The organism is Empedobacter sp. UBA6305 (genome assembly GCF_002440405.1).
GTDB classification, from domain to species: Bacteria; Bacteroidota; Bacteroidia; order Flavobacteriales; family Weeksellaceae; genus Empedobacter; species Empedobacter falsenii_B.
Genome location: NZ_DJTP01000025.1, coordinates 21,241 through 44,121, shown reverse-complemented (window position 1 = coordinate 44,121; position 22,881 = coordinate 21,241). Strand labels below are relative to the sequence as shown.

At 32.0% G+C, this 22,881-nt stretch carries 23 protein-coding genes, 6 tRNA genes and 1 riboswitch; of the genes, 6 read left to right on the top strand and 23 right to left on the bottom strand.

Annotation, left to right across the window (positions count from 1 at the left end):
- Positions 1–46: 46 nt before the first annotated feature.
- The 7 genes from B3M86_RS06695 to B3M86_RS06665 form a co-directional block, all read right to left on the bottom strand.
- Positions 47–1,678 (bottom strand): ArnT family glycosyltransferase, encoded by a 1,632-nt coding sequence (locus B3M86_RS06695; protein ID WP_291075927.1) that lies wholly within the window; start codon positions 1,676–1,678, stop codon positions 47–49.
- Positions 1,662–2,297, bottom strand: coding sequence for a lipid-A-disaccharide synthase N-terminal domain-containing protein (locus B3M86_RS06690; RefSeq protein ID WP_291069096.1), 636 nt, complete (start codon positions 2,295–2,297; stop codon positions 1,662–1,664). Before B3M86_RS06690 ends, B3M86_RS06695 begins: the two co-directional genes overlap by 17 nt.
- Entirely contained in the window at positions 2,297–3,010 is a 714-nt protein-coding gene (locus tag B3M86_RS06685) for a glycosyltransferase family 2 protein (protein ID WP_291069094.1), read from the bottom strand. The genes B3M86_RS06690 and B3M86_RS06685 overlap by 1 nt, the downstream gene beginning before the upstream one ends.
- A gap of 81 nt (positions 3,011–3,091) precedes the next feature.
- Positions 3,092–4,186 carry a glycosyltransferase family 9 protein gene (locus tag B3M86_RS06680; RefSeq protein ID WP_291075929.1) on the bottom strand — a complete coding sequence of 365 codons (1,095 nt, stop codon included), beginning with the start codon at positions 4,184–4,186 and terminating at the stop codon, positions 3,092–3,094.
- Between the two features lie 123 nt (positions 4,187–4,309).
- Positions 4,310–5,014 (bottom strand): SDR family oxidoreductase, encoded by a 705-nt coding sequence (locus tag B3M86_RS06675; protein WP_038330800.1) that lies wholly within the window; start codon positions 5,012–5,014, stop codon positions 4,310–4,312.
- A 13-nt stretch (positions 5,015–5,027) separates the two neighbouring features.
- Positions 5,028–5,804 carry a hypothetical protein gene (locus B3M86_RS06670; RefSeq protein ID WP_125349992.1) on the bottom strand — a complete coding sequence of 259 codons (777 nt, stop codon included), beginning with the start codon at positions 5,802–5,804 and terminating at the stop codon, positions 5,028–5,030.
- 67 nt (positions 5,805–5,871) lie between these two features.
- A complete protein-coding gene (locus B3M86_RS06665; RefSeq protein ID WP_371875724.1) occupies positions 5,872–7,308 on the bottom strand; it encodes an amino acid permease in 1,437 nt (478 codons plus the stop codon).
- 181 nt (positions 7,309–7,489) lie between these two features.
- On the opposite strand from B3M86_RS06665, the gene B3M86_RS06660 reads away from it, so the two are divergent.
- From B3M86_RS06660 to B3M86_RS06650, 3 genes are all read left to right on the top strand, one after another.
- On the top strand, positions 7,490–8,158 hold the full coding sequence (locus B3M86_RS06660) for a hypothetical protein (protein WP_221855474.1): 669 nt from the start codon (positions 7,490–7,492) through the stop codon (positions 8,156–8,158).
- Positions 8,155–8,643: a hypothetical protein gene (locus B3M86_RS06655; protein WP_221855472.1), complete on the top strand. Its 489-nt coding sequence runs from the start codon at positions 8,155–8,157 to the stop codon at positions 8,641–8,643. Before B3M86_RS06660 ends, B3M86_RS06655 begins: the two co-directional genes overlap by 4 nt.
- A gap of 89 nt (positions 8,644–8,732) precedes the next feature.
- Positions 8,733–9,635: a ketopantoate reductase family protein gene (locus B3M86_RS06650; RefSeq protein ID WP_125349990.1), complete on the top strand. Its 903-nt coding sequence runs from the start codon at positions 8,733–8,735 to the stop codon at positions 9,633–9,635.
- A 36-nt stretch (positions 9,636–9,671) separates the two neighbouring features.
- Here the strand turns inward: B3M86_RS06650 and B3M86_RS06645 are convergent, their stop codons facing one another.
- The 11 genes from B3M86_RS06645 to B3M86_RS06595 all read right to left on the bottom strand — a co-directional run bounded on the left by B3M86_RS06645 (position 9,672) and on the right by B3M86_RS06595 (position 16,744).
- Entirely contained in the window at positions 9,672–10,586 is a 915-nt protein-coding gene (locus tag B3M86_RS06645) for a hypothetical protein (protein ID WP_125349989.1), read from the bottom strand.
- A 47-nt stretch (positions 10,587–10,633) separates the two neighbouring features.
- A tRNA-Pro gene (locus B3M86_RS06640) sits at positions 10,634–10,708 on the bottom strand.
- A gap of 22 nt (positions 10,709–10,730) precedes the next feature.
- Positions 10,731–10,814: transfer RNA gene (locus B3M86_RS06635), tRNA-Ser, on the bottom strand.
- A gap of 19 nt (positions 10,815–10,833) precedes the next feature.
- Positions 10,834–10,907: transfer RNA gene (locus tag B3M86_RS06630), tRNA-Arg, on the bottom strand.
- Between the two features lie 102 nt (positions 10,908–11,009).
- Positions 11,010–11,084, bottom strand: a tRNA-Pro gene (locus B3M86_RS06625).
- A 60-nt stretch (positions 11,085–11,144) separates the two neighbouring features.
- Positions 11,145–12,329: a tryptophan synthase subunit beta gene (gene trpB, locus B3M86_RS06620; RefSeq protein WP_125349944.1), complete on the bottom strand. Its 1,185-nt coding sequence runs from the start codon at positions 12,327–12,329 to the stop codon at positions 11,145–11,147.
- Positions 12,330–12,341: 12 nt separating this feature from the next.
- Positions 12,342–13,013, bottom strand: coding sequence for a phosphoribosylanthranilate isomerase (locus B3M86_RS06615; protein WP_125349945.1), 672 nt, complete (start codon positions 13,011–13,013; stop codon positions 12,342–12,344).
- The gene (trpC, locus tag B3M86_RS06610; protein ID WP_125349946.1) at positions 13,010–13,795 is read right to left on the bottom strand and encodes an indole-3-glycerol phosphate synthase TrpC; all 786 of its coding nucleotides are present in this window, start codon (positions 13,793–13,795) and stop codon (positions 13,010–13,012) included. The genes B3M86_RS06615 and trpC overlap by 4 nt, the downstream gene beginning before the upstream one ends.
- Positions 13,792–14,778, bottom strand: coding sequence for an anthranilate phosphoribosyltransferase (trpD, locus tag B3M86_RS06605; RefSeq protein WP_125349947.1), 987 nt, complete (start codon positions 14,776–14,778; stop codon positions 13,792–13,794). The genes trpC and trpD overlap by 4 nt, the downstream gene beginning before the upstream one ends.
- Before the next feature lie 4 nt (positions 14,779–14,782).
- Positions 14,783–15,346, bottom strand: a complete 564-nt coding sequence (locus tag B3M86_RS06600) for an anthranilate synthase component II (protein ID WP_125349948.1) — start codon at positions 15,344–15,346, stop codon at positions 14,783–14,785.
- A gap of 3 nt (positions 15,347–15,349) precedes the next feature.
- A complete protein-coding gene (locus B3M86_RS06595) occupies positions 15,350–16,744 on the bottom strand; it encodes an anthranilate synthase component I family protein (RefSeq protein ID WP_125349949.1) in 1,395 nt (464 codons plus the stop codon).
- Between the two features lie 253 nt (positions 16,745–16,997).
- Here B3M86_RS06595 and B3M86_RS06590 point away from each other — a divergent pair, with 253 nt between their 5' ends.
- Positions 16,998–17,774: an enoyl-CoA hydratase/isomerase family protein gene (locus tag B3M86_RS06590; RefSeq protein WP_291075931.1), complete on the top strand. Its 777-nt coding sequence runs from the start codon at positions 16,998–17,000 to the stop codon at positions 17,772–17,774.
- Positions 17,775–17,846: 72 nt separating this feature from the next.
- Here B3M86_RS06590 and trxA read toward each other — a convergent pair whose 3' ends face one another.
- The 5 genes from trxA to B3M86_RS06565 form a co-directional block, all read right to left on the bottom strand.
- On the bottom strand, positions 17,847–18,203 hold the full coding sequence (gene trxA / locus B3M86_RS06585; RefSeq protein ID WP_280050632.1) for a thioredoxin: 357 nt from the start codon (positions 18,201–18,203) through the stop codon (positions 17,847–17,849).
- Between the two features lie 234 nt (positions 18,204–18,437).
- Complete coding sequence (locus B3M86_RS06580) at positions 18,438–19,073, bottom strand: suppressor of fused domain protein (RefSeq protein WP_221855476.1); 636 nt, start codon at positions 19,071–19,073, stop codon at positions 18,438–18,440.
- 83 nt (positions 19,074–19,156) lie between these two features.
- A tRNA-Met gene (locus tag B3M86_RS06575) sits at positions 19,157–19,229 on the bottom strand.
- Positions 19,230–19,235: 6 nt separating this feature from the next.
- A tRNA-Met gene (locus B3M86_RS06570) sits at positions 19,236–19,308 on the bottom strand.
- A 149-nt stretch (positions 19,309–19,457) separates the two neighbouring features.
- Positions 19,458–20,609 carry an LOG family protein gene (locus B3M86_RS06565; protein WP_291065162.1) on the bottom strand — a complete coding sequence of 384 codons (1,152 nt, stop codon included), beginning with the start codon at positions 20,607–20,609 and terminating at the stop codon, positions 19,458–19,460.
- 126 nt (positions 20,610–20,735) lie between these two features.
- Positions 20,736–20,823, top strand: a riboswitch (adenosylcobalamin-variant (AdoCbl-variant) riboswitch).
- A 129-nt stretch (positions 20,824–20,952) separates the two neighbouring features.
- Between B3M86_RS06565 and B3M86_RS06560 the strand changes: the two genes are divergently transcribed.
- A complete protein-coding gene (locus B3M86_RS06560; protein WP_114998110.1) occupies positions 20,953–21,366 on the top strand; it encodes an acyl-CoA thioesterase in 414 nt (137 codons plus the stop codon).
- 119 nt (positions 21,367–21,485) lie between these two features.
- Positions 21,486–22,862 (top strand): tryptophanase, encoded by a 1,377-nt coding sequence (locus B3M86_RS06555; protein ID WP_291067883.1) that lies wholly within the window; start codon positions 21,486–21,488, stop codon positions 22,860–22,862.
- Positions 22,863–22,881 lie beyond the last annotated feature (19 nt).

Sequence of the window (22,881 nt, the reverse complement as noted above, 5' to 3'; positions counted from 1 at the left end):
ATTAGAATAACGAAAATTTAAGCTAAAAATTTTACTCGAAATTTAATCACTTTTTTTGAATCAAATAATAGTTTCTTTGGATACGATCGTTATAATTTTTTTGATTTTTTGAAGAATGATTCAAATCGACCACACCAATTTTTTTGATTGAATAATTATTAAAATGATCTGCAAAAAAAGTAGAATCTGACGGACTTGCTAACATTCCAAATTTCTCTTCTTTCGGAAAGATAGTTTTCTTTCCATAGTTAATTGCAGGAATTGAAGTCCCATAATCCAACACTATTTCAGGAACAAAACTTTGCCATTCGTATGTTTTGATTTGATTTTGTTGTTCTAATTTTTTCAGATTTTTAGCAGAAGAATACAACTCTTCGGAAAAAGTTAATTTGGAAAGTGGAAATCCAAATGCAACAACTGAACACATCAATAAAATAGTTGAGTAAAATATCTGTTCGAATGATTTTATCTTTAATCCTTTAAAAATTGAGATTCCTAAAATTAATCCAACAATAGCAAAAGGAATCGACCAAACCAAAAATTCTGACAAACGATCTTTTGTATAAATAAAAACACCAACTGAAATTGCGATTCCTATTATTCCGTATAAACCAAACGCAAAATTGGTAAAATATCGTTCAGTTTTATTTGATAAATTTTTGAATTCTAATCGTAAATATTCGATATAAAAGCCAATATTCATCGCTAAAGGAATTAAAACTGGTAATAAATATCTTGATTTTTTTTCTGGAATTACAGATAATAAAACCACCGATAAAATTGTCCATAACCAAGCAAATTGATAGGCTTTTTTGTTTGCAACTTTATTTTTTAGATAAGGATAAATCAAACTTACCAAAGCCGGAATTGTCCATAAACCAGATTGTGTAAAGAAACTCCAATAATAATAAATTGGACGAGTATTATAGCTGTGCCAATTGTTCACTTCCTTTTGAGAAGCCGCTAAAAAATGTTCTGGATCAAAATATTTCACATACATCATCCATGCAAATCCTACGACACAACCTAATATTATCGTTAAAATTGTAATTCCTAAATTTCTTCCTAATTTGTATCTATAAAAAATAAAATAAGCAATTAAAAACGGTAAAAATAGCGCATACAACGAAACTGGACCTTTGCTCATTATCGAACAAGCTAACAATAAAAATGCAGCAATAAAGTTGAATAAATTAAATTTTGATGATTGAAATTCTTTCACCAAAAACAATATCGCTCCCATCACAAAACTATGCGTGTACATATCCCAATTGTTATCTCTCCCAGAGAAAAACACGTAAAATGAAGTGATTAAAACCAATGAAGAATTAACAACTTGTTGTTTTGTTAAATCGAAATGCGTTAATGTTTTATAGAACCAAACGACTAATAAAATGGTAATTAGAACAACTGGAATGCGTAGCCAAAAAAAGTTTTCGAAACCAAAAACACTTCCAAAAATAGCTGTAATCCAAGTTGGTAAAGGTGGCTTTTCATAACGAGGCAAACCGTTAAGCGTGGTAAAAATCCAATTTCCATCGTGTACCATTTCTCGCGCCGAAATAATGTTTCGAGCCTCCATAATGTTGGTTTGTAAAACGCCAAGATTAACAAACAACATCAAAATTGTTACGATGATTAAAAATAAAACTGAATTTTGCTTAATCCACTGAACCATTTTTCTCTTTTCGTTTGATTAATATATTTCGAGCATAAACGATAAATCCCATAAAATGACCAACAAATAAAACGGGATCTTTTCGAATAATCGCGTAAATTAAAATCAACAATGATCCTGTTAAACTAATGACCCAAAATCCCATTGGTAATTGCGATTCGTGTTTTCGTTCGGAATAAATCCATTGATAGACGAAACGAAATGTGAAAAGTACCTGAGATACGACTCCTAAAGATAAAAGCCACATCGGAATTTTTTCGTTTTTGAATAATAAATCTACATCAAAAATTCCGTTATTGAAACCATATAAAACAATTAATGCAGGAAAAACATACAAGAAAATGCGTACTATTTTCGGAAATTCTTTCCAATGATTTTGAAGTTGAATATTTCTGATATAGATATAATACGTCAATGTTTGTCCCAACATAATCGAAAAATCATGACGCAAATAACCATATAAAAATAGCAAAACAGATGCAAACAAGCTAACTTCCCAAAATAATTTTGGTGTAAGAACTTTCTTATTCTTTTCAGAAACAACCCATTGTAAAATAAGACGACTCGAAAAAAGTGCTTGTGCAAGAAAACCAATACTGATGATAACCCAATTTGGCATTATGCTCTTTCTTGAATTTTATAATTGATGTATTTTTTCTTCATCCAAACAAATGCAAAACAATCCATTAACGGTCCTAATAAACGGTTCCATAAATTGAATTTTGATTCGCCCGCGATACGAGGAAAATGTTTGACAGGAACTTGAGTAACCGTTCCATTTTGTAATAAAATCATAGCTGGTAAAAAACGGTGCAATCCTTTGAACATCGGAATTTTCTTCGCTTTTTCAGCATCTATAACTTTTAATGGACAACCCGTATCATCCATTCCGTCATTAGTAAATGCTCTACGAATAGAATTGGCAATTTTAGATGACATGTTTTTCACGAAAGAATCTTTGCGATCTGCACGAACTCCAGTCACCAAATCATATTGATCTGCTAACGCTAATAATTTATTGAAATCTTCTGGATCAGTCTGTAAATCCGCATCGATATAACCAACCCATTTTGATTCCACTGTATCAAAACCAGCTTTTATAGCTGAAGATAAACCATAATTTTTGTCAAAAGAAATATAATGAAAAGCTTGATTTCTATTACAAATCTCTTTGATAAGAGCCAAACTTTTGTCTTTAGAACCATCATTAATCAATAAAATTTCAGTCCGTTTTATTGACTTTGACAGATATTGATTCATTGTTTCTTCCAATCTTATCAAGTTATCTTCCTCATTATAAATTGGGATGATAATTGTAAACTCTGTTGACATTTTTAAATTATTTCAGAGGACAAAGCTATGAAATAATCAAACGAAATTAAAATATTTTTGTTGAAGCTAATTTATTTCATATCAAATCGAAACGAACTTTGTTTGATGATAAAAAACAGTTTTTTTTTTAACCAATAATTTATCCATTTCTTGAACAAGAATACCCTTATCTTCATTATTAATCAAGACTACAGCATTTCCTATTCCATAAGGTTTATAACGCTCTAAGAAGCTTTGATCTTTAAACAAACCAATTGTTTTTGTAGGCGCTGCACAACTCAAATGCATCATACCAGAATCGGCTGCAATCACAAATTCGCAACTTTTCATCACAGCTGCAATTTCTCTCACATCTTTACTGTAATAAGTAGGCAATCTATGATTTAGCATCGAAATATTTTCGACAGGTAAAATTTCAATTAAATTATATTCTTGCGAATATTTTGGATAAAATAAATTGTAAAATTCTGTCCACCATTTTTCATCATAACATTTTGTACCAGTTGCATACGTAAAAAATGCAAGTGTTTTCTTTGAAGGATCTTGAATCAATTCAGTTAACATTTCTATTCCTTTTGTAGACTCTTGCTCTGTTAACTGAATATTTAGAGTTGGATTATCTAAATTTCCTTCTTTATTTTTAAATAATTCTAAGAATTTTCTAAACACATAAACTGGATATTGTGCTTGATGAATATGAATTTCTTGATTCGAATTCATTTCAAATTCATTCCCAAAAATTTTATACTTAGAATTCGCAAAAGAAGTTGAAAGTCGTCCTGAAGATGAATTTTTATCAACATTAATCACTAAATCGTAATTCTTTTTCTTGATTTTTAGCCAAACTTTAGCATATTGAATCAATTCTTTGAAAGGTTTTTTAGGTAATTCAATAATTTGATCAACTTGAGGATAGTTCTCAAAAATAATCGGAGCGACCTTTCCTTTTACAAATAAGTCAATTTTAACACCAGGATTATATCGGATAATTTCCTGAATCAAAGGTGTAATCAATAGAATATTTCCTAAACGCTGATTGGGTCTGTTTATCAGTACTCTATTAAGTTCAAGAGGTTTTTCTTTGTCTATTTTTGGCAAATTACCATCACCTATTCCTCCTGTTAATCGACGCATAATTGTACGACGAAAATGATTGACTGATTTTTTAAAACTCATTAAAAAGTGCTCGTTAAAAAATACCTTTATTGTATTTCTTATTTTTCCACGAAACTATGTAAACTATTGGTAATTACGAAATATTTTTTTCATAAAAAAAGATCTCTTATCGAGATCTTTAAATTATTTTGTTTTAGTAGGACGAACTTCTATTTTACTTGGCAAAACATTTGGATTCATTTTCAATAAATCAACTACCATTTGTCCTAAATCTTCGGGCTGAATTTTCCATCCATCCTCTGAATTTGGCACATGATCATTAAAGTTTGAAGTCACAGAACCAGGCATAATCGTTGTACATTTGATATCATAATTTCTCAAATCTAACATCGCAGCTTGTGTAAAACCGACAACGCCAAATTTCGAAGCATTGTAACCCGCTCCATTCGCAAAGAAATTTGTTCCCGCCAAAGAAGCAATCGAAATATAATATCCTTTCGAAACTTTTAGTGCTTCAACAGACGCTTTTATCGTATGAAAAACTCCTGTTAGATTAGTATCAATCATCGCATTCCAATCTTCTAAAGAAAGTTCATCAACTGGTGCAAATTTTCCTAAACCAGCATTTGCAATCACAATATCCAAACGTCCAAACGCAGAAATAATTTGCTCAATTGCATTTTGTTCATCTTCGAAATGTCTCACATCCGACTGAATAGCCAATACATTTTGATTTCCTAAATAATGACGAGCTTTTTCAACATCATCAATGTTTCGTCCAGAAATTGCCACTTTCAAACCATTTTCTACCAATGATTTTGCAATTCCTAATCCAATTCCTTTTGTTCCCCCCGTTATATAAGCTACTTTACCTTCTATATTTTGCATAATTATTTTAGTTTTATTTTTGGTTCAGCCAATTCCATTTACCATCTTTTCGGTAAATAAATCCGCCTTCTTTTGCGTTATCTTGATGCACATAAATCGCATCATAATCTAAAGTTACGATTTCATTTTTAGAAACTCCATTTAAATTTCGTTTCACTCCATCTTTATAATTCGAATAAAGTGGCGTTCCTTTTGGAATCATCATCAACGTTCCGAAATCATAATTTGTAATTTTGAACGGATCTTTTGCTCCTCCCAAACCATAAATTTGACTTCCTTTTTTCATATTATTCACAATAAATAAACGGATATTTCCTTTTGTATCAATCATTCTATATAAATAATCCACCACACCGTCACCAAAAAAGTCGCCTTTAATTGCGAAGCATTTGTAAGCTGTTGCTAAATAAAATTCGCTAAAAGCTGGGTGCGTAGAAATTTCTGTTTCGAATTGATTGACAAAATTTTGTTGTGTGATTAAATAACCACTAAACGCATACAAATCGCCTTGAGCAGAAGAATCATTAACTCCTTCATCCAAAATTAATTTAGACGAGCTAACATCTAATTTCACCCAGTTTCCACTTTTTGCTTTCCCATTATCTTTAATTGCAAACGCTTCACCTTTTTCTGAAATTTTAACAGGATATCCATACGGAATTTTACCAATTCGTTTTCCATTCGGACTTGTTCTAACTGTCAATCCTTCTTGCGCTATAACTTGATAAATTTCTTGTGAAAACACAATAGAACTCATCATCAAAATGAATCCAACAACTATTTTTTTCATGATGTAAAATTAAAAAGCTTCAAGTAATCTTGAAGCTTTTATATGAACTATTTTAAATTAAAATTTATCAAGAATTCTTAGTCTTTTTATTTTCTTTTACAATTCGATAAGCGATGTAAAGGAAGATCAACCAAACTGGAATTAATTCTACTGAAATTTTAAGTCCTGTAAACCACATAATCACTAAAATTCCAAATAAGAAAATTAGACAAATATAATTACTGATAGGATACAAGAAAGATGGAAATAATGTTTTTGTATTCTCCAAATTCTTTTGTTTTCGGTATTTAAGATGTGTTATCGAAATCATAATCCAGTTAATTACCAACGAAGAAACCACTAAAGACATCAATACATGAAATGCATCTTCTGGAATTATTTTATTAATTAAAATACAAATTGCTGCGAAAAAAGATGAAACTAAAATCGCCATAACAGGGACGTGATTTTTGTTTAATTTTTTTAAGAATTTAGGCGCATTTCCTTGTTCTGCCAAACCATATAACATTCTACTATTACTGTAAACAGAGCTATTGTAAACTGATAAAGCAGCCGTCAAAACAATAATGTTTAGTGCATTGGCAATTAATCTTGAAAAATCAATTGTGTTACCAAAAATATTTAGTTTCAAATGATTCAAATTCTCAAAAACCATTACAAAAGGACTACTTTTATCCGTAATCGTTTCCCAAGGAGCTAACGAAAATAAGATAATTAATGCTCCAACATAGAAGATTAAAATTCTATAAATTACTTGATTGGTTGCTTTTGGAATTGTTTTTTCTGGATTTTTAGCTTCAGCAGCTGTGATGCCAATCAATTCTAAACCTCCAAAAGAAAACATAATAAGAGCCATTGCGGCGAATAATCCACTAAAACCGCCTTCGCTATTACCAGATAACCAACCTTTTGGAAAAAAACCTCCGTTGTTCCAAAGATTTTGTATTGTTGCTTGTTCACCTCCAGTTCCGCTTATTAATAAGTAAGCTCCGAAGATTATCATAGCAATAATGGCAATTACTTTGATGATAGAAAACCAAAATTCAGCTTCACCAAACATTTTTACTGAGCCTAAATTCAATGCGTTAATCACAATAAAAAAGAACAAACTCGACGCCCATAATGGAATTTCTGGCCACCAAAATTGTACATAAATTCCGATTGCAGTCAATTCGGACATACTTACTAAAACGTAAAGAATCCAATAATTCCAACCAGAAGCAAATCCAGCAAAAGATCCCCAATATTTATATGCAAAATGACTAAAGCTTCCTGAAACAGGCTCGTTAACAACCATTTCTCCTAATTGGCGCATAATAAAAAAGGCTATAATTCCTGCAATTGCATATCCCAAAATAACAGATGGTCCAGCTAAAACAGCAGCAGGTCCAATTCCTAAAAACAAACCAGTTCCAATCGCGCCACCTAAAGCAATCAATTGAATATGTCGGTTAGTAAGGCCTCTTTGTAATTCTTTTTCTTCAGTATTATTTATTTGACTCACGTGTGATGTATTAATTTGTTAAATATATGTAAAAACTATTTTCTAAAAGAACAATTTGAAGAATTGTCTTGTTTGAATTAATATAAAGAAAATGCTTTAATAATAAATTTTATTCATGTTAAATCGTATAAAATAAAAGAAAGTATTCAACTAAATTCCTAATTTTATAAAAATCAATCTTATGAAAAAATTATTTTTCACTTTTTTACTGACATTATTTACCTCTGTTCAGCTTTTTGCAGATGGACCTTTTTTATATTCTTTACCTTTTGGTTCGAGAGTTTATCCTGATGAAACGATCTTAGAAAAAACGAAAGAAAAAGGAATTGATTATTCTACTTTCGAAAAATATATGTTGGATAATAATATAGAATTAGGCAAAAAAGTTGGGCTTCTTTCTGAACTCGAAGTTTATTTTGTGGTGAATGATAATCAAAAATCATATTTTGTTGATTATAAAGAGAAATTTAAAAAGTCAGTTGGAAAGAAATTTGGAACTAAAACTCCAATCAATGAACGATTTTTAATTGCGTTGATGGATGATTACGATATAGAATCTCCTAAAGTAGAAGTATATCAAAAATTTGTTGATGAAAATCCTCAAAGTAAAACGATGCAATTTGTGAATATTTTTGCTTATAATTTTAATCTTATTTGGGATGATGATAAAAAAGATTATTCTTCTATGAATGATTTTATAGAAAAATATCAAGATAATTGTTTGCAAAATTTTGAGAGTTTTAACAACGATACTTCTGCCGATATTTTTTCTGAATTTGAAGAAATTATTGCGTTAGGATACAATTGCGATTATGCTTTGAATGTCTTGCTCCTGCAAATAATCGATTGAATATTCTGAATCAAAAAACAGGATTTACTTTAAATAAAATTGCAAATGCAGAACCAATTCCAAGAATGGTTGTGACGTCAAATGCTTCTCAAATTGGATTGTCGGCTTATGAATGGTTAGGTGAGGAAATGATGTTAATTTCAAGCTTGAAAATTTCGGATGAAGAGAAAACTCTTCTGAATTATTTTGCCGTAAATGAAACATACAATTATATCAATCATGTCAACAATCTATATGTTTTATTTGAAGCGATTCAGAAAATGCCCTCACAATTAGCGAAATCTGCGAATAATAAATCTGTTGAAAAAATTGCTGCAAAAGATAATTGGAAGAAAATAAATCAATTGTATGATGTATTGAAAAAGAATTTTCAAAAAGAGAATGAAATAGCTGTAGATTCTAGCTCAAACCTTGATGATTTGCGTAATTTGATTTATTATTTGTATCTCAATCCAAAAGAATTGTCAAAAGTTTATCAAAACTAATTATAACCGAAATATTAAATTTTTTCAAAGACTTTAATTCGTAAATGTTGTAGATTTTATTTTAAATTTATCTTCTAAATAACAAAAAAATGAAATCAATTTATTTTCTTGGATTGGGAGCTTTAGGAGCAAAATATGCAGCGAGTTTTTATGAATATAATCCAGAAATTGTAAGTGTAATTGTAGATGAGGAGCGAAAAAATCGATACGAAAAATCGCAAATTTTTGTGAATGATAAAGCGTATGATTTTAATTATGTCACAAAAATCGAGGAGAATAATTATCCAGATTATATATTTTTAGTCGTTAAAAGTTCACATTTACAGCAAGCGATAGAAGATATGAAGCCTTTTGTTGGTGAAAACACAATGATTGTAAGTTTGATGAACGGAATTTCTTCTGAACGTGTTTTGGCAGATCATTTTGGATGGGATCGTGTGGTGAATGCAGTTGCATATATGGATGCTGTAAAAGTTGATAATCGCGTGACGTTTTCGAGTATAGGAAAAATTATTTTTGGGAAAATGGATTCAATTAATCATGATAAATTAGTCGATTTACATGAATTGATGAATGTTGCTGAAATTCCAAATCAATTATCGGATGATATTCAGAAAGCGCAGTGGGCGAAATATTTGGTAAATGTTGTCGGAAATCAATTGACGTTTTTGTTGGAGTTTCCATATGGACAATTTCGTACCAATCAACATCTCGAGGTTTTAATGGATATGATTTCTAATGAAGTTCTTGCAGTTGGGAATGCACATGGAGTTGCAATTGGTCAAGAAGAAGTGGATCGAATGAAATCTACGATGAAAATTGTGGATGAATTTGGTAAAACTTCGATGTTACAAGATCGCGAAGCAAAACGATATTCGGAAGTGGATGAATTTGCAGGCGAAATTATCAGTTTAGGAAAACAATATAATATTCCGACACCTTACAACGAGTTCATTTATAATATGGTAAAATCAATCGAAGAAACATATTAAAATAGTCATAAAGTCATTCAATTTTGGATGACTTTTTTATTTGAAATCAATCGCTTTTGGATAAGCAACTTTCTGAATAATATAAATCGATAGCATAAAAAATATACTCATGATTAATGTTGCAACAGGTAAATATTTTATCGAGTCAGAAGGTAAAATCATTGGTAAAATAACCATTGCAAAAGCAGGAGGTAAGCGTAAATCTGTTAATTTCAAAATAAACATTACGATAATCAAATCGATCAAGCCAATGATTAACCAATTATCAAGATAATGCATTGTTAAACAACCAGCCATTGTAGCCATGAACATTACAAGAATACGTTTTAGACGTACGGTTAATTTTAATGTTGGATTATTTAAAGATTCAAAAGAAATTACGATAATAGGTGGAATAGCAGAGAAATGTGCAAAACCGCTAAAATAACAAGCTGTAAACCAAACTACACATAATCCGATTAACCATCTGTTATGGCTTGTATAAATCATTGGAACCGCATTTTCAGTTGGTTTTAGTTTGAATATTTTTATTGATAGAAAAAGTAAAAAGACAAATAGAAATATCGCATATAGAAATACAAAAGATTCTGTATTTGTAACAATTGGTAATAATCCCGTAGCTAATGCTGGCGCAAGTTGACTTTTAAAAATTTTCAAGACAATTAACATTGCAACCAATACCAATGCTAATTTGAATGATAATATAATCGGTAAAAAATTAATCCCAAATCCTAAAATAGCAGTTATGGATGGAAGTAAAAAAATATGAAATGGTCGTTGTAGCCATTTATTTTCTCGAAACGTTAAAATTCCGACAGATAATGCAGCAACTTCTGGTAAAATAATTTCTTTATCATCATAAATCATTGCTGTTCCAATCATGATTAAAATAAATAGAAAAGCGACAGAGTATGAGACAAAAGATTCTTTATTACCTAAGATAGATTTCATGAAATAAATGTATAAAAAAAACCTTTGCAAATATACAAAGGTTTTTGTCGGGGTGGCAGGATTCGAACCTGCGACCTCCTGCTCCCAAAGCAGGCGCGATGACCGGGCTACGCTACACCCCGATTCGGTCATTCAAAAAAAATGCGGAGAGACAGGGACTCGAACCCTGGCATCGGTTTCCCGATGACAGATTAGCAATCTGCTCCATTACCGCTCTGGCACCTCTCCTGGTTTTTAATAAAACGTGTGATCCAGTCAGGATTCGAACCTGAGACCTACTGCTTAGAAGGCAGTTGCTCTATCCAGCTGAGCTACTGGACCGATCCAAAAATTCATTGAATTTTGTCGGGGTGGCAGGATTNNTACACCCCGATTCGGTCATTCTTTTACGATAAATCTTTCTATTTTCGGATGAAAATTTTGTCGGGGTGGCAGGATTCGAACCTGCGACCTCCTGCTCCCAAAGCAGGCGCGATGACCGGGCTACGCTACACCCCGATAGATTTCATTATCGTGGGTGCAAATGTAAGGTGATTTTTGAAAATTAACCAAATATTTTTAAGAATATTTTTCGGAAACTTTCATATATGTTTCTAAATCTTTATCTCCTCTTCCTGAAAGATTCAGAATCACAATGTCTTGCGGTTTAAAATTAATTTTTTCTAAAGCAGCTAAAGCGTGAGAAGATTCTAATGCAGGAATGATTCCTTCCTCTTTTGTCAACATAAAAGCAGCTTCCAAGGCTTCATCATCTGTTGCATTTAAGAATTCAGCACGTCCAGTTTTGAACAAATGCGCATGTAAAGGACCAACGCCAGGATAATCTAATCCAGCCGAAATTGAATAAGGTTCAACAATTTGTCCATCTTTATCTTGCATCAATAATGTTCGACTTCCGTGAATAATTCCTTCTGTTCCTTTGATAGTTGTAGCAGCAGTTTCTCCAGATTCTACGCCCAAACCTGCCGCTTCAACCGCGATTAATTTGACAGAATCATCATTTAAAAAATGATAAAAAGCTCCCGCAGCATTACTTCCGCCACCAACACAAGCAATCACGTAATCAGGATTTTCTTTCCCATATTTCTCTTTCATTTGTGCTTTAATTTCTTCTGAAATAATCGCTTGGAATTTCGTTACCATTGCTGGATAAGGATGAGGACCAACTACAGAACCAATGATGTAAAAAGTTTCAGGATTATTGATCCAATAACGAATCGCTTCATTTGTTGCATCTTTCAAGGTTTTACTTCCTGAGGTTGCTGGAATAACTTCTGCACCTAACATTTTCATTCGTGCAACATTTGGTGCTTGACGAGCAATGTCAATTTCTCCCATAAAAACGATACATTCTAATCCCATCAACGCACAAACAGTAGCAGTTGCAACACCATGTTGTCCAGCACCAGTTTCGGCAATAATTTTGGTTTTACCCATTCGTTTTGCTAAAAGAGCTTGACCAATCGCATTATTGATTTTATGTGCACCTGTATGATTCAAATCTTCACGCTTTAATAAAATATTGGTGTTATATCTTTTTGAAAGATTTGGTGCAAAATACAATGGACTTGGTCGACCAACGTAATCTTTTAATAACAAATTAAATTCATTTTTGAATTCGTCTGTATCGATATATTGTGCTAAAGCTTCAGATAATTCTTCACAATTATGATGTAATAACTCTGGGATAAATGCTCCTCCAAATTCACCATAAAAACCTCTTTCGTCAACTTCGTATTTCATTTTGTTTCTTTTTTAATTTTGTTCAATTCGTCCATCAATTGTATCGATAAACTGTTTTACTTCGTCAGTTTTTTTTATTCCTGGTGCTGACTCAAAACCACTATTGATATCAAATCCAATACATTTCGGATGCTGAAAATTTTTCAAGATAAATGCATCTTCAAGTGTTATTCCGCCACTTAATAAAAAGGGTATTGATAACTGATAATTTGTTAACAATTGCCAATCAAATTTCTTTCCAGTTCCTCCGTAATTATTTGATTTTGTATCGAAAACAAAACTATCAATAACTTGTTGATAAGTGGTTAATTGTTGAAAATCTTCAATCGATTTTATGCCAACGGCTTTCCAAATTTTAAAGTCTAAAAAGTTTTCATCAGTTAATAATCGTTGATGTTTTTGATTGATTAATTCTTCACAAAAGTCAGCTGTTTCATCACCATGTAATTGGACAACATCTAATTTATATTCTTCAACTTTTTCGAGAATTTTCTCGACTGATTCATTCACGAAAACGCCAACTTTTTCTGCATTCGGAAAAACTTCAAAAATAGATTCGTCTTCTACAAATCTTTTTGATTTTGGATAGAAAATAAAGCCTACATAATCGGGTTCGATTGCTGCAATTTCTTTAAAATTTTCGATGTTATTATTTCCGCAAACCTTTACTTGAAAACGTTTCATTTTGATTCTTTTACAAATTGCTCAAATGCTTGAGATGGATTATCTGCTTTCATAAAATTTTCACCAATTAAAAATGCCTGAAATCCAGCTTGTCTTAATTCTTTTACTGTTTTAGGATCAGAAATTCCACTTTCCGCAACTTTAATTAAATCGGTTGGTAATTGTTTCAAGATTTGTTTTGATTTTTCAATATCAACTTCGAAATTTTTCAAATTACGATTGTTAATTCCAATCAAATCAATGAATTCATTTACCTTTTCTAATTGATCTTCTGAATGTAATTCCAATAAAACTTCTAATCCAATTCCCTTAGCAGTTTTAGCTAAATTATAGACTTCGTCTTTTGTTAAACATTCTGCAATTAATAACATCAAATCTGCACCAATCGCTTTTGTTTCGTACACTTGAAATTCATCAACAATAAAATCTTTACGCAAAACAGGAATATTCAACACTTCTTTTGCTTGTTTTAAATCATCAAAACTTCCGCCAAAAAATTGCTCATCTGTTAAAACAGAAACGACAGAAGCACCAAACTTTTCGTAACCGGAAACAACTTCTTTTACATTTGCGTCTTTGTTAATAAAACCTTTCGATGGTGATTTTCGCTTAAATTCTGCAATAATTCCAGATTTTAATTTATCTAAAATTGAAGCTTTTGTAGATTTAACAGGAAGCAAAAAATTTTCTGAATTTCTAAAACTTTCTATTGATTGAGTTTTCTGTTTTTCTAAAATTTCAATACGTTTTTGCGCGACAATTTCGTCTAATATCGTTTTCATGGTTTCATTAATTTTTGGAATACATTCAATGCTTTTTTACTGTCTAAACTTTCGTTCGCAATTGCTACACATTCGATTAAATCTTTGGTTGGATAAATTGTTTTAAGCGCTAAAGCAGCATTTGCTAAAACAACTTCTTTTTGTGCTTTAGTTGAATTTCCTTCTAAAACGCTCAAAAATATTTTTGAATTTTCTTCGATTGATTTTCCTCCTTTTATCTCATCAGGTTGAAGAATATTTAAACCAAAATCTTTACTTTCTAAAACAAATTCCCCCGAATTATTGAACACTTTTGTAGGCGATGTCAACGAAACTTCATCATAACCAGCCAACGCAGTCGAAATCGAATATTTCACGCCCGAATTTTGCATCACATAATGATATAATCGAGCAGTTTTGACATCATATGTTCCTAAATTTTGAAATTCTGGTTGAACAGGATTCACCAAAGGCCCCATTAAATTGAAAAATGTTTTTATCGCCAAACCTTTTCTAATCGGAGCAACTTTCGCTAAAGCCGGATGAAAGAGTGGCGCATGTAAAAATGTAATTCCAACTTCTTCGAACTCACGTTTTAATTTATCTTGATTAACAGAAAATTCGTAACCAAAATTATCCAACATATTCGAAGAACCGCTTACAGACGACGTTCCGTAATTTCCTTGTTTAATAATTTTCTCTCCAGCTCCAGCCAAGACAAAACAACTCAATGTCGAAATATTAAAAGTGTCTTTTCCGTCACCGCCCGTTCCTACAACATCAATCGCTTGCTTTGGTAAATTAACTTTGATGCATAAATCTAACAACGCTCGACGATATCCTTTTAATTCTTCCAACGTAATGTTACGCATATTAAAAATGGTCATAAATGAAGCTAATTCGACAGCCGAATATTTTTCTTCCGAAATTTCCACCATAATTTGATAGGCTTCATTTTCGCTCAAAGTATAATTTTCGAATAATAAATTTAATAATTTTTTCATCGTTTTAAGCTTCTAACCAATTCTTAATCATCTCATCTCCAAGTGGTGTTAAAATAGATTCTGGATGAAACTGAACACCGCGAACATCATACGTTTTGTGACGTAAAGCCATCACTTCTCCTTTTGGACCAACTGCTGTAATTTCTAATTCTTCAGGAAAATCTTCATTTGAAACTACCCAAGAATGGTAACGTCCAACTTCTAATTTTTTTGGTAAATTTTGGAATAACACTTCGTCTTTTATTACTTCAATTTTAGATTCAACTCCGTGAAAAACTTCTTGTGTATTTAATAATTTCCCTCCAAAAACTTCTCCAATTGCTTGTTGTCCTAAACAAACGCCAAAAATAGATTTTGTTGAAGCATATTTCTCGATGATTGGTTTCAATAAATTGGCTTCATCAGGAACTCCTGGACCTGGAGAAAGTAATATTTTATCATAATTATTCACATCTTCCAAAGTAATTCCATCATTGCGAACAACGGTAATATCATCGGCGAATTTCTTTAATGAATGCACTAAATTATAGGTGAACGAATCGTAATTATCGATAACTAAAATTTTCATAGTTTATAGGTTTTGAGCGATTTCTATTGAGCGACGAAGCGCTCCTAATTTATGATTGACTTCTTGTAATTCATTTTCTTCGACCGATTTGGAAACAACTCCAGCACCAGCCTGAAAATATAAGGTATTTTGTTTGCTGACGAACGTACGAATCGCAATCGCCATGTTGATGTCACCGTTGAATCCTAAATATCCAATTCCGCCACCATAAACGCCACGATTTTGATTTTCGTAACCGTCTAATAATTCCATTGCTTTGAATTTTGGTGCGCCAGAAAGTGTTCCAGCCGGAAAAGAGTCTGCAAAAACTTTCATCGTATTTACGCTTGGATCCAATTGAGCAGTTACTTTTGAAACCATGTGAATCACATGCGAGAAATACTGAATTTCTTTGTATTGTGCGACTTTTACATCAGCAGAATTTCGACTTAAATCATTGCGAGCCAAATCGACCAACATCACATGCTCTTCATTTTCTTTTGGGTCAGCAATTAATTTTTCGGTCAATTCTTTGTCCAAAGTTGGACTTCCAGTTCTGCGAACTGTTCCTGCAATAGGATGAATTTCTGCATGATTATTATTAATGATAATTTGCGCTTCTGGTGAAGATCCGAAGATTTTATAATTTCCGTAATCGAAATAAAACAAATAGGGCGAAGGATTTACAGAGCGTAAAATGCGGTAAACATTAAATTCGTCACCCGAAAATTTTTGTTTGAATTGACGAGAAGGAACAATTTGGAAAACATCTCCACGGAAACAAGATTGTTTACATTTTGTCACCATTTCTTTGAATTCATCATCTGTTAAATTCGATTGAATTTCACTTTCTACATTAAATGGATATTCAACAATTGATTTGTTATGAACAACACTTTTAATTTCAGAAAATTTAGAATCTATTTCATCATTTTGAAATTCGATGAATTGAATTTCATTGTGAAAATGATTGAACACCACAATATTTTGATAGAACGAATACGAAAATTCTGGAATCGTTGCTTCGTTTCCTTTTGCTGAAAATTTTACTGTTTCAAAATGTGGAATCGCATCCCACGCAATGTATCCAAATAAACCATTTACAAGTAAATCTTCTCCATTTTGAATCATAAACTGACTTGTGAATTTTTTGAATTTTTCTGTCAATTCTTGACCATTCAACGCATATTCTTTTGTTTCTCCATTCGCGTACGTTTCATTCACAATTCCGTTTGTAACCTTAAAAGTTGCGATCGGATTTAGACAAATAAAAGAGTTAGCATCTGTCTTAGAATGATAGTCAGAACTCTCTAATAATAAGGCATTCGGATAAATATCTCGCAATTTCAAATAAAGCTGAACAGGAGTTGTTAAATCGGCTAAAACAGTTTCTTTCTGTATGTTAAAAGTTAAATTCATTTGTTAAATATTTAGGTTTAGAGCACAAAAAAAGGCTTGTCGGTTACGACAAGCCTTTTCTACATATAACTGCATAGAGGTCTCACGAACCAACGTTTTGTTGTTCGATATTCCACCACCAGTTATTTGTAAATAATGTTTTCATTGGGACAAATTTAGAAAGGATTTTGAATTGTACAAATTATTTTTTGATAAATTTTTTAGTTGAGTGAACAATTGATATTTTTGAGTGAATAATAAAAACACAAACAAAATGGAATATAATTATAACAATCTGATTGTTGAAGTAGAAAATAAAATTGCATTAGTTACCTTAAATCGTCCGCAAGCATTAAATGCATTGAACAAAGATTTATTAGATGATATTTCAAACTTTTTTACAGACGCAGATTCTGATCCCGCTATTCGAGTAATTATTTTAACAGGTTCTGGTGAAAAATCTTTCGTTGCTGGTGCTGATATCAAAGAATTTGCAAGTTTTGATGGTCGTCAAGGTGAACAATTAGCTGCAAAAGGACAAGAAAATGTTTTTGATAAAATTGAAAATTCTAAAAAACCTGTAATCGCCGCAGTGAATGGTTTTGCTTTAGGAGGTGGTTTAGAATTAGCGATGGCGTCTCATTTTCGTATAGCATCAACTAATGCAAAATTAGGATTACCAGAGGTTACATTAGGTTTGATTCCGGGTTATGGAGGAACGCAACGTTTGCCAAAATTAATTGGAAAAGGTCGTGCAATGCAAGCAATTATGACAGCAGATATGTTTACAGCTGAACGCGCGCATGAAATTGGTTTAGTGAATGAAGTTGTTGAGCAAGCTGAATTAATTGATCGTGCAAAAGAAATTGCGACTAAAATTTCAAAAAATTCTTCTGTAGCGATTCGTCACGCGATTCGAGCAATTAATGCGTCAGATAAAGACAATGGTTTTGAAGTTGAAATTGAAAGTTTCGGAAATTTATTTGACGAAGAAGATTTCAAAGAAGGAACAACTGCTTTTGTTGAGAAAAGAAAACCTAATTTTAAGTAATTTACATAAGCAAAAAAATCCGCTCAATGAGCGGATTTTTTAATCGACTTTGGTTGCAAAGCAAACCTATTTTTAAATATATTTTTTGATTTCTACCACCAATTGTTCTTTTGGTCGTGCTCCACTTTGTTTCCATAATAATTCACCATTTTTGAAAATAGCAAAAGTCGGAACTCCTTGCACTTGATATCGTGCAGCTAAATCTTGATATTTATCAACATCCACTTTTAGGATTTTGACATCATCTCCCAATTCTTCTTTCACTTGTTGCAATACTGGCCCCATCATTTGACAAGGACCACACCAAGTTGCAAAAAAATCTAACAAAACTGGTTTATCTGAATTAATAATTTCTTCGAAAGTCATCGTTTTTGATTCTTCTTGGTTATTTGATTGATTTTTATTTCGGTTGAATAAATTTTTAAACATCTTTATTTTTTCTTCTTAAATATACTAAAAAAGCACTTCCGAAGAAGTGCTTCATAATTAGCTTTACTAATTATTAACCTAACCTATGAAAAATTTATTCTACTGTTAGTGCTACTAACATTTAGATATAATCAAAACAAATACCAAGCTTAAAATACTGACAATCTGTTTTTTACATTTAACATAATTTAAGAAATAGGTTAACGCAAATATGTTTTATTTTAAAAATTTCTACTATAATTCACACACAAATTTTGGATTAACTGACTTTATTTCAGCTATCACAGACATTATTTCTTCTTTGGTTGAATTATCTTCCAATCTTTTCAATTGTTCCGAATTCAAACCAATCATTTGTATAAATGTAACTTTTCCATGCGGCGTATCAATTTCATCTAAATCATCATCCTTGATAAAAGCCAAACCAACAATGTCCGTTTGCGAATCTGTACGAATTGGACCTCCTAAGGGTAAAAATTGGTATTCATCAAACCAAACTTTTGTTTCGTTCACGAATCGTCCCAAATTATTCATTAATTGAACCACCCAAAAAGGATCTTCACCATTATCATCTTTAACAGGTTTCACACGGAAAGAAAACTCAAATCCCCACTTACTAAAATCCGCTCCTACACTTTCCTCAGAATAGTATAAATGCGACATTCCGTAACTCACCAAATGATAATAACCATTGACATCAAAGACCGCAACTCCATCAATTGGATCATCACCTCCTTGAAAAGACATCACTTGAGGCGAATAAAAACGAGGCTCTAAAGTCCCATAAACTTCTTTTAAGCGATTTTCGATCGCAATTGCACCAACCGCTTGATCTGATTTATATTGTTTTTTGTATTCTTCTACATTCATGATGCAAAAATAGTTTATCCAATCTTAATTCTCAGTTAAAGACATAAAAAAAGAGAGCTTCTTGTTAGAAACTCTCTTTGTAGTAGCGAGGACCGGACTCGAACCGATGACCTTCGGGTTATGAGCCCGACGAGCTACCTACTGCTCCACCTCGCGATTTAGTAGCGAGAACAGGACTCGAACCTGTGACCTTCGGGTTATGAGCCCGACGAGCTACCTACTGCTCCATCTCGCGTTATTGGACTGCAAATATACGTTCATTATTTAAAATACCAAACATTTTTCGAAATTATTTTATTTTATTCGGACAAAAAACAAATAAAAACCACATAAAACACTACACTAAAGCAAGTTATTCAGTTTTAAATATTTTAAAAATATTCCTTAATTAACTTTGATTGGTGGATGATTTTCGATAAAATCAATTGCTAAATCAGCACTATCTGTTAAAAATAATAACTCTTTATATGGTCTTCCTGTTGCTAATTGATGCAAAACCGAATAAATCGCTGTATCTTCTACATATCTTTTCTTGCTCAAAAAAATCATTGGACTATAATATCCTGAAGTTCCGTAATGATTTTGAGTTGCTTCCTGAAAAATTTCTTGGGTTGTTCCTGCACTTCCAGGCGCATAAACCAAACCGAACAAGCTAATTGTTAACAACATATCTTCTCTGATACTATTTGAAAAATATTTTGCAATATTCGTGGCAAATAAATTACTTGGTTCATGACCATAAAACCACGTAGGAATTGCCAAACTTTCAGCACCATTTGGATAGATTTCTAAAACTTTTTTAGCATTCGTCATAAAATTCTTCGCCAAATATTCAGTTTTATCTTCATCAATAAAGTCTAAATCAGCCAAAATATGAATTGCATTCATCAAATCTTCATCCGAATAATTTGCCATATAAGCTCCTAGATTAGCAGCCTCCATAATTCCAGGCCCTCCACCAGAAACAACAAAATACCCTTTTTCAGTTGCTAATTTCGCCGCTTTTGCCGTTTCATTATAAAACTCAGAATTACGCGCAGTAGAATGTCCCCCCATAAAGCCAACCACTTTTTTCTTCGTCATTCCATTATCATCATATTTCAAAATTCGACGCAAACCATCATCAATAGACAAATCATGTAAGCGTTGTGCCAAAGCTTCTGAAACAGACGGATTATATTTATGTTTTTTAAAATGTTTATAGATTTTAAGATCGATACTTTGGTCATTATCTGGATTATAACCTTCCATCAGCTCTTGCCAAGTGTATAATTTTCCACGATAAGGATTATAAGGAACTGATTCAAATTTTGGATAAACAAATGCTCCTTTTTCAATTAAATAGATCGCTTCGTGTTGTTTAAACTTACAACCCAAAAACGATGTATTGCATAAATTATATTCTTCCCAATTAATTTCTTGACGCAAAAAATTAATATCTTGAACTACTTTATCGGTTAAATCTTTGGTTTGAGAAACTAATTCATTCCATTCTGATAGATTATGAACTAAATCTTTGATTGGTTTTATTTTCATTCTTTTTTCTTACTTCATTAAAAATTCGTAAAATGAATTTACACGAATTATTCCAAACCAACGAATTCGGCACAATAAATCTGCTAATTTTCATTTTTCTAATTTATATTTGCATCAAATTCGTGCTCAACTTATTGGGGAATCGTGTGCAATTCACGAACTGTCGCGCAACTGTGAATCAATATTTTTGATAAGTCAGAATGCCACTAATTGAGTTAATAATTAGTCAAAAACTTTCGCGAAAAAAGTAAAAATTATGTTCTATGAAATCATCAAACCACCACAAAAAAACATTATCAACTCAAAAAATAATGAAGAAAAGTAACGTGTAAATATTATGATAATGGAAGTGGAAAAAACACCAAGAGAAGAGTTGATCGAACAACGTATCATCAATTCTGAAACTCGCATTTTCAAAGCTGTTTTTCCAGGAGATACAAACCACCACAACACAATGTTTGGAGGGTCAGTAATGTATTTGATGGATGAAATTGCTTTTATGACAGCAACTCGTTTTTGTCGCAAACCTATTGTTACGGTAAGTAGTGACAAAATTGATTTTAAACACTCAATTCCAGCAGGAACTATCGTAGAAATGGTAGGAAAAGTGGTACGTGTAGGACGTTCAAGTTTGGATGTACAAATTGACGTTTTTATCGAAAGTATGTATCGTGACGGACGTGATAAAGCGATTTCTGGAACGTTTACATTAGTTGCAATTAACGAAAACAAACGACCAGTTCCTGTTATTGACTAACACGAGCTATAGAAAATTTTTAATCCTTTATCTTTTTGATAGAGGATTTTTTTATGATTTTCAATTAATAATTGATAATATTCTAAAGGTTTCTTAGTTTTACATTAAACACAAGAAAAATGGAATTACCTTTTGCCGAACCATTTCGTATAAAAATGGTCGAAGAAATTTATCAATCTACTCGAGAAGAACGCGAAAAGTGGATCGAAGAAAAAGATTACAACCTATTTAACCTAGAAAGCCACAAAGTATTTATTGATTTATTAACTGATTCTGGAACTGGAGCAATGTCTGATAAACAGTGGTCTGCAATGATGACTGGAGACGAAAGCTACGCTGGTTCTCAATCTTTCTTAAAACTGAGAGAAACCATTAATACCATTACTGGATTTGAGTTTCTTTTACCAACGCATCAAGGTCGTGCAGCGGAAAATGTATTATTTTCAGCTCTTGTAAAAGAAGGTCATGTTGTTCCTGGAAATTCGCATTTTGATACAACAAAAGGTCATATCGAATTTAGAAAAGCACACGCGATTGATTGTACTATTGATGAGGCTTTTGACAGCGAATTGATTCATCCTTTCAAAGGAAATATCGATTTACAAAAGTTAGAAAATGTTTACAAAGAATACGGAAAAGAACAAATTCCATTCACATTAATCACTGTTACGTGTAATTCTTCTGGTGGTCAACCTGTGTCAATAGAAAATATTCGTCAAGTTCGTGAATTGTCTAATCAATATGGAATTCCAGTCTTTTTTGATGGCGCTCGTTTTGCGGAAAATGCTTATTTCATCAAAGAAAGAGAAGAAGAATTCAAGACGAAAACGATTAAAGAAATTGTTTTAGAAATGTTTTCTTACGGAGATGGAATGACGATGTCTGCGAAAAAGGATGGTTTGGTAAATATTGGTGGATTTATTGCACTGAATAATGAAGAGCTATATAAAAATTGTGGGAATTTTGGAATTATCTATGAAGGATATTTAAGTTATGGCGGTTTAGCTGGACGTGATTTAGCAGCTTTAGCACAAGGTTTACAAGAATCGACAGAATATTCTTATTTACAATCGCGCATCAAACAAATTGAATATTTAGGGAATAAATTAATTGAGTTTGGAATTCCAATTCAGCAACCAATTGGTGGACACGCTATTTTTGTTGATGCTGTAAAGTTTTTACCAAATGTAACGCGCGAAGAATTTCCTGCACAAACATTGGGAATCGAATTGTACAAAGAAGCTGGAATTCGTGGTGTAGAAATCGGAACTATTTTGGCAGATCGTGATCCTAAAACACGTGAAAATCGTTATCCAAAATTAGAATTATTGCGTTTAGCAATTCCAAGAAGAACTTATTTCCAAAGTCATATGGATTATATCGCGGTTGCGTTGAAAAATATTTTTGATCGACGAAACGAAATTAATTCTGGTTATGAAATTTCGTGGGAATCTGAAATTTTAAGACATTTCACTGTAAAATTGAAAAAGAAATAAATAAAAAATCCTTCAGAAA

Excerpts from the sequence above, each read along its gene's own strand:
- B3M86_RS06695 (WP_291075927.1), bottom strand. The coding sequence starts at position 1,678 with ATGGTTCAGTGGATTAAGCAAAATTCAGTTTTATTTTTAATCATCGTA.
- B3M86_RS06690 (WP_291069096.1), bottom strand. The coding sequence starts at position 2,297 with ATGCCAAATTGGGTTATCATCAGTATTGGTTTTCTTGCACAAGCACTT.
- B3M86_RS06685 (WP_291069094.1), bottom strand. The coding sequence starts at position 3,010 with ATGTCAACAGAGTTTACAATTATCATCCCAATTTATAATGAGGAAGAT.
- B3M86_RS06680 (WP_291075929.1), bottom strand. The coding sequence starts at position 4,186 with ATGAGTTTTAAAAAATCAGTCAATCATTTTCGTCGTACAATTATGCGT.
- B3M86_RS06675 (WP_038330800.1), bottom strand. The coding sequence starts at position 5,014 with ATGCAAAATATAGAAGGTAAAGTAGCTTATATAACGGGGGGAACAAAA.
- B3M86_RS06670 (WP_125349992.1), bottom strand. The coding sequence starts at position 5,804 with ATGAAAAAAATAGTTGTTGGATTCATTTTGATGATGAGTTCTATTGTG.
- B3M86_RS06660 (WP_221855474.1), top strand. The coding sequence starts at position 7,490 with ATGAAAAAATTATTTTTCACTTTTTTACTGACATTATTTACCTCTGTT.
- B3M86_RS06650 (WP_125349990.1), top strand. The coding sequence starts at position 8,733 with ATGAAATCAATTTATTTTCTTGGATTGGGAGCTTTAGGAGCAAAATAT.
- B3M86_RS06645 (WP_125349989.1), bottom strand. The coding sequence starts at position 10,586 with ATGAAATCTATCTTAGGTAATAAAGAATCTTTTGTCTCATACTCTGTC.
- trpB (WP_125349944.1), bottom strand. The coding sequence starts at position 12,329 with ATGAAATACGAAGTTGACGAAAGAGGTTTTTATGGTGAATTTGGAGGA.
- B3M86_RS06615 (WP_125349945.1), bottom strand. The coding sequence starts at position 13,013 with ATGAAACGTTTTCAAGTAAAGGTTTGCGGAAATAATAACATCGAAAAT.
- trpC (WP_125349946.1), bottom strand. The coding sequence starts at position 13,795 with ATGAAAACGATATTAGACGAAATTGTCGCGCAAAAACGTATTGAAATT.
- trpD (WP_125349947.1), bottom strand. The coding sequence starts at position 14,778 with ATGAAAAAATTATTAAATTTATTATTCGAAAATTATACTTTGAGCGAA.
- B3M86_RS06600 (WP_125349948.1), bottom strand. The coding sequence starts at position 15,346 with ATGAAAATTTTAGTTATCGATAATTACGATTCGTTCACCTATAATTTA.
- B3M86_RS06595 (WP_125349949.1), bottom strand. The coding sequence starts at position 16,744 with ATGAATTTAACTTTTAACATACAGAAAGAAACTGTTTTAGCCGATTTA.
- B3M86_RS06590 (WP_291075931.1), top strand. The coding sequence starts at position 16,998 with ATGGAATATAATTATAACAATCTGATTGTTGAAGTAGAAAATAAAATT.
- trxA (WP_280050632.1), bottom strand. The coding sequence starts at position 18,203 with ATGTTTAAAAATTTATTCAACCGAAATAAAAATCAATCAAATAACCAA.
- B3M86_RS06580 (WP_221855476.1), bottom strand. The coding sequence starts at position 19,073 with ATGAATGTAGAAGAATACAAAAAACAATATAAATCAGATCAAGCGGTT.
- B3M86_RS06565 (WP_291065162.1), bottom strand. The coding sequence starts at position 20,609 with ATGAAAATAAAACCAATCAAAGATTTAGTTCATAATCTATCAGAATGG.
- B3M86_RS06560 (WP_114998110.1), top strand. The coding sequence starts at position 20,953 with ATGGAAGTGGAAAAAACACCAAGAGAAGAGTTGATCGAACAACGTATC.
- B3M86_RS06555 (WP_291067883.1), top strand. The coding sequence starts at position 21,486 with ATGGAATTACCTTTTGCCGAACCATTTCGTATAAAAATGGTCGAAGAA.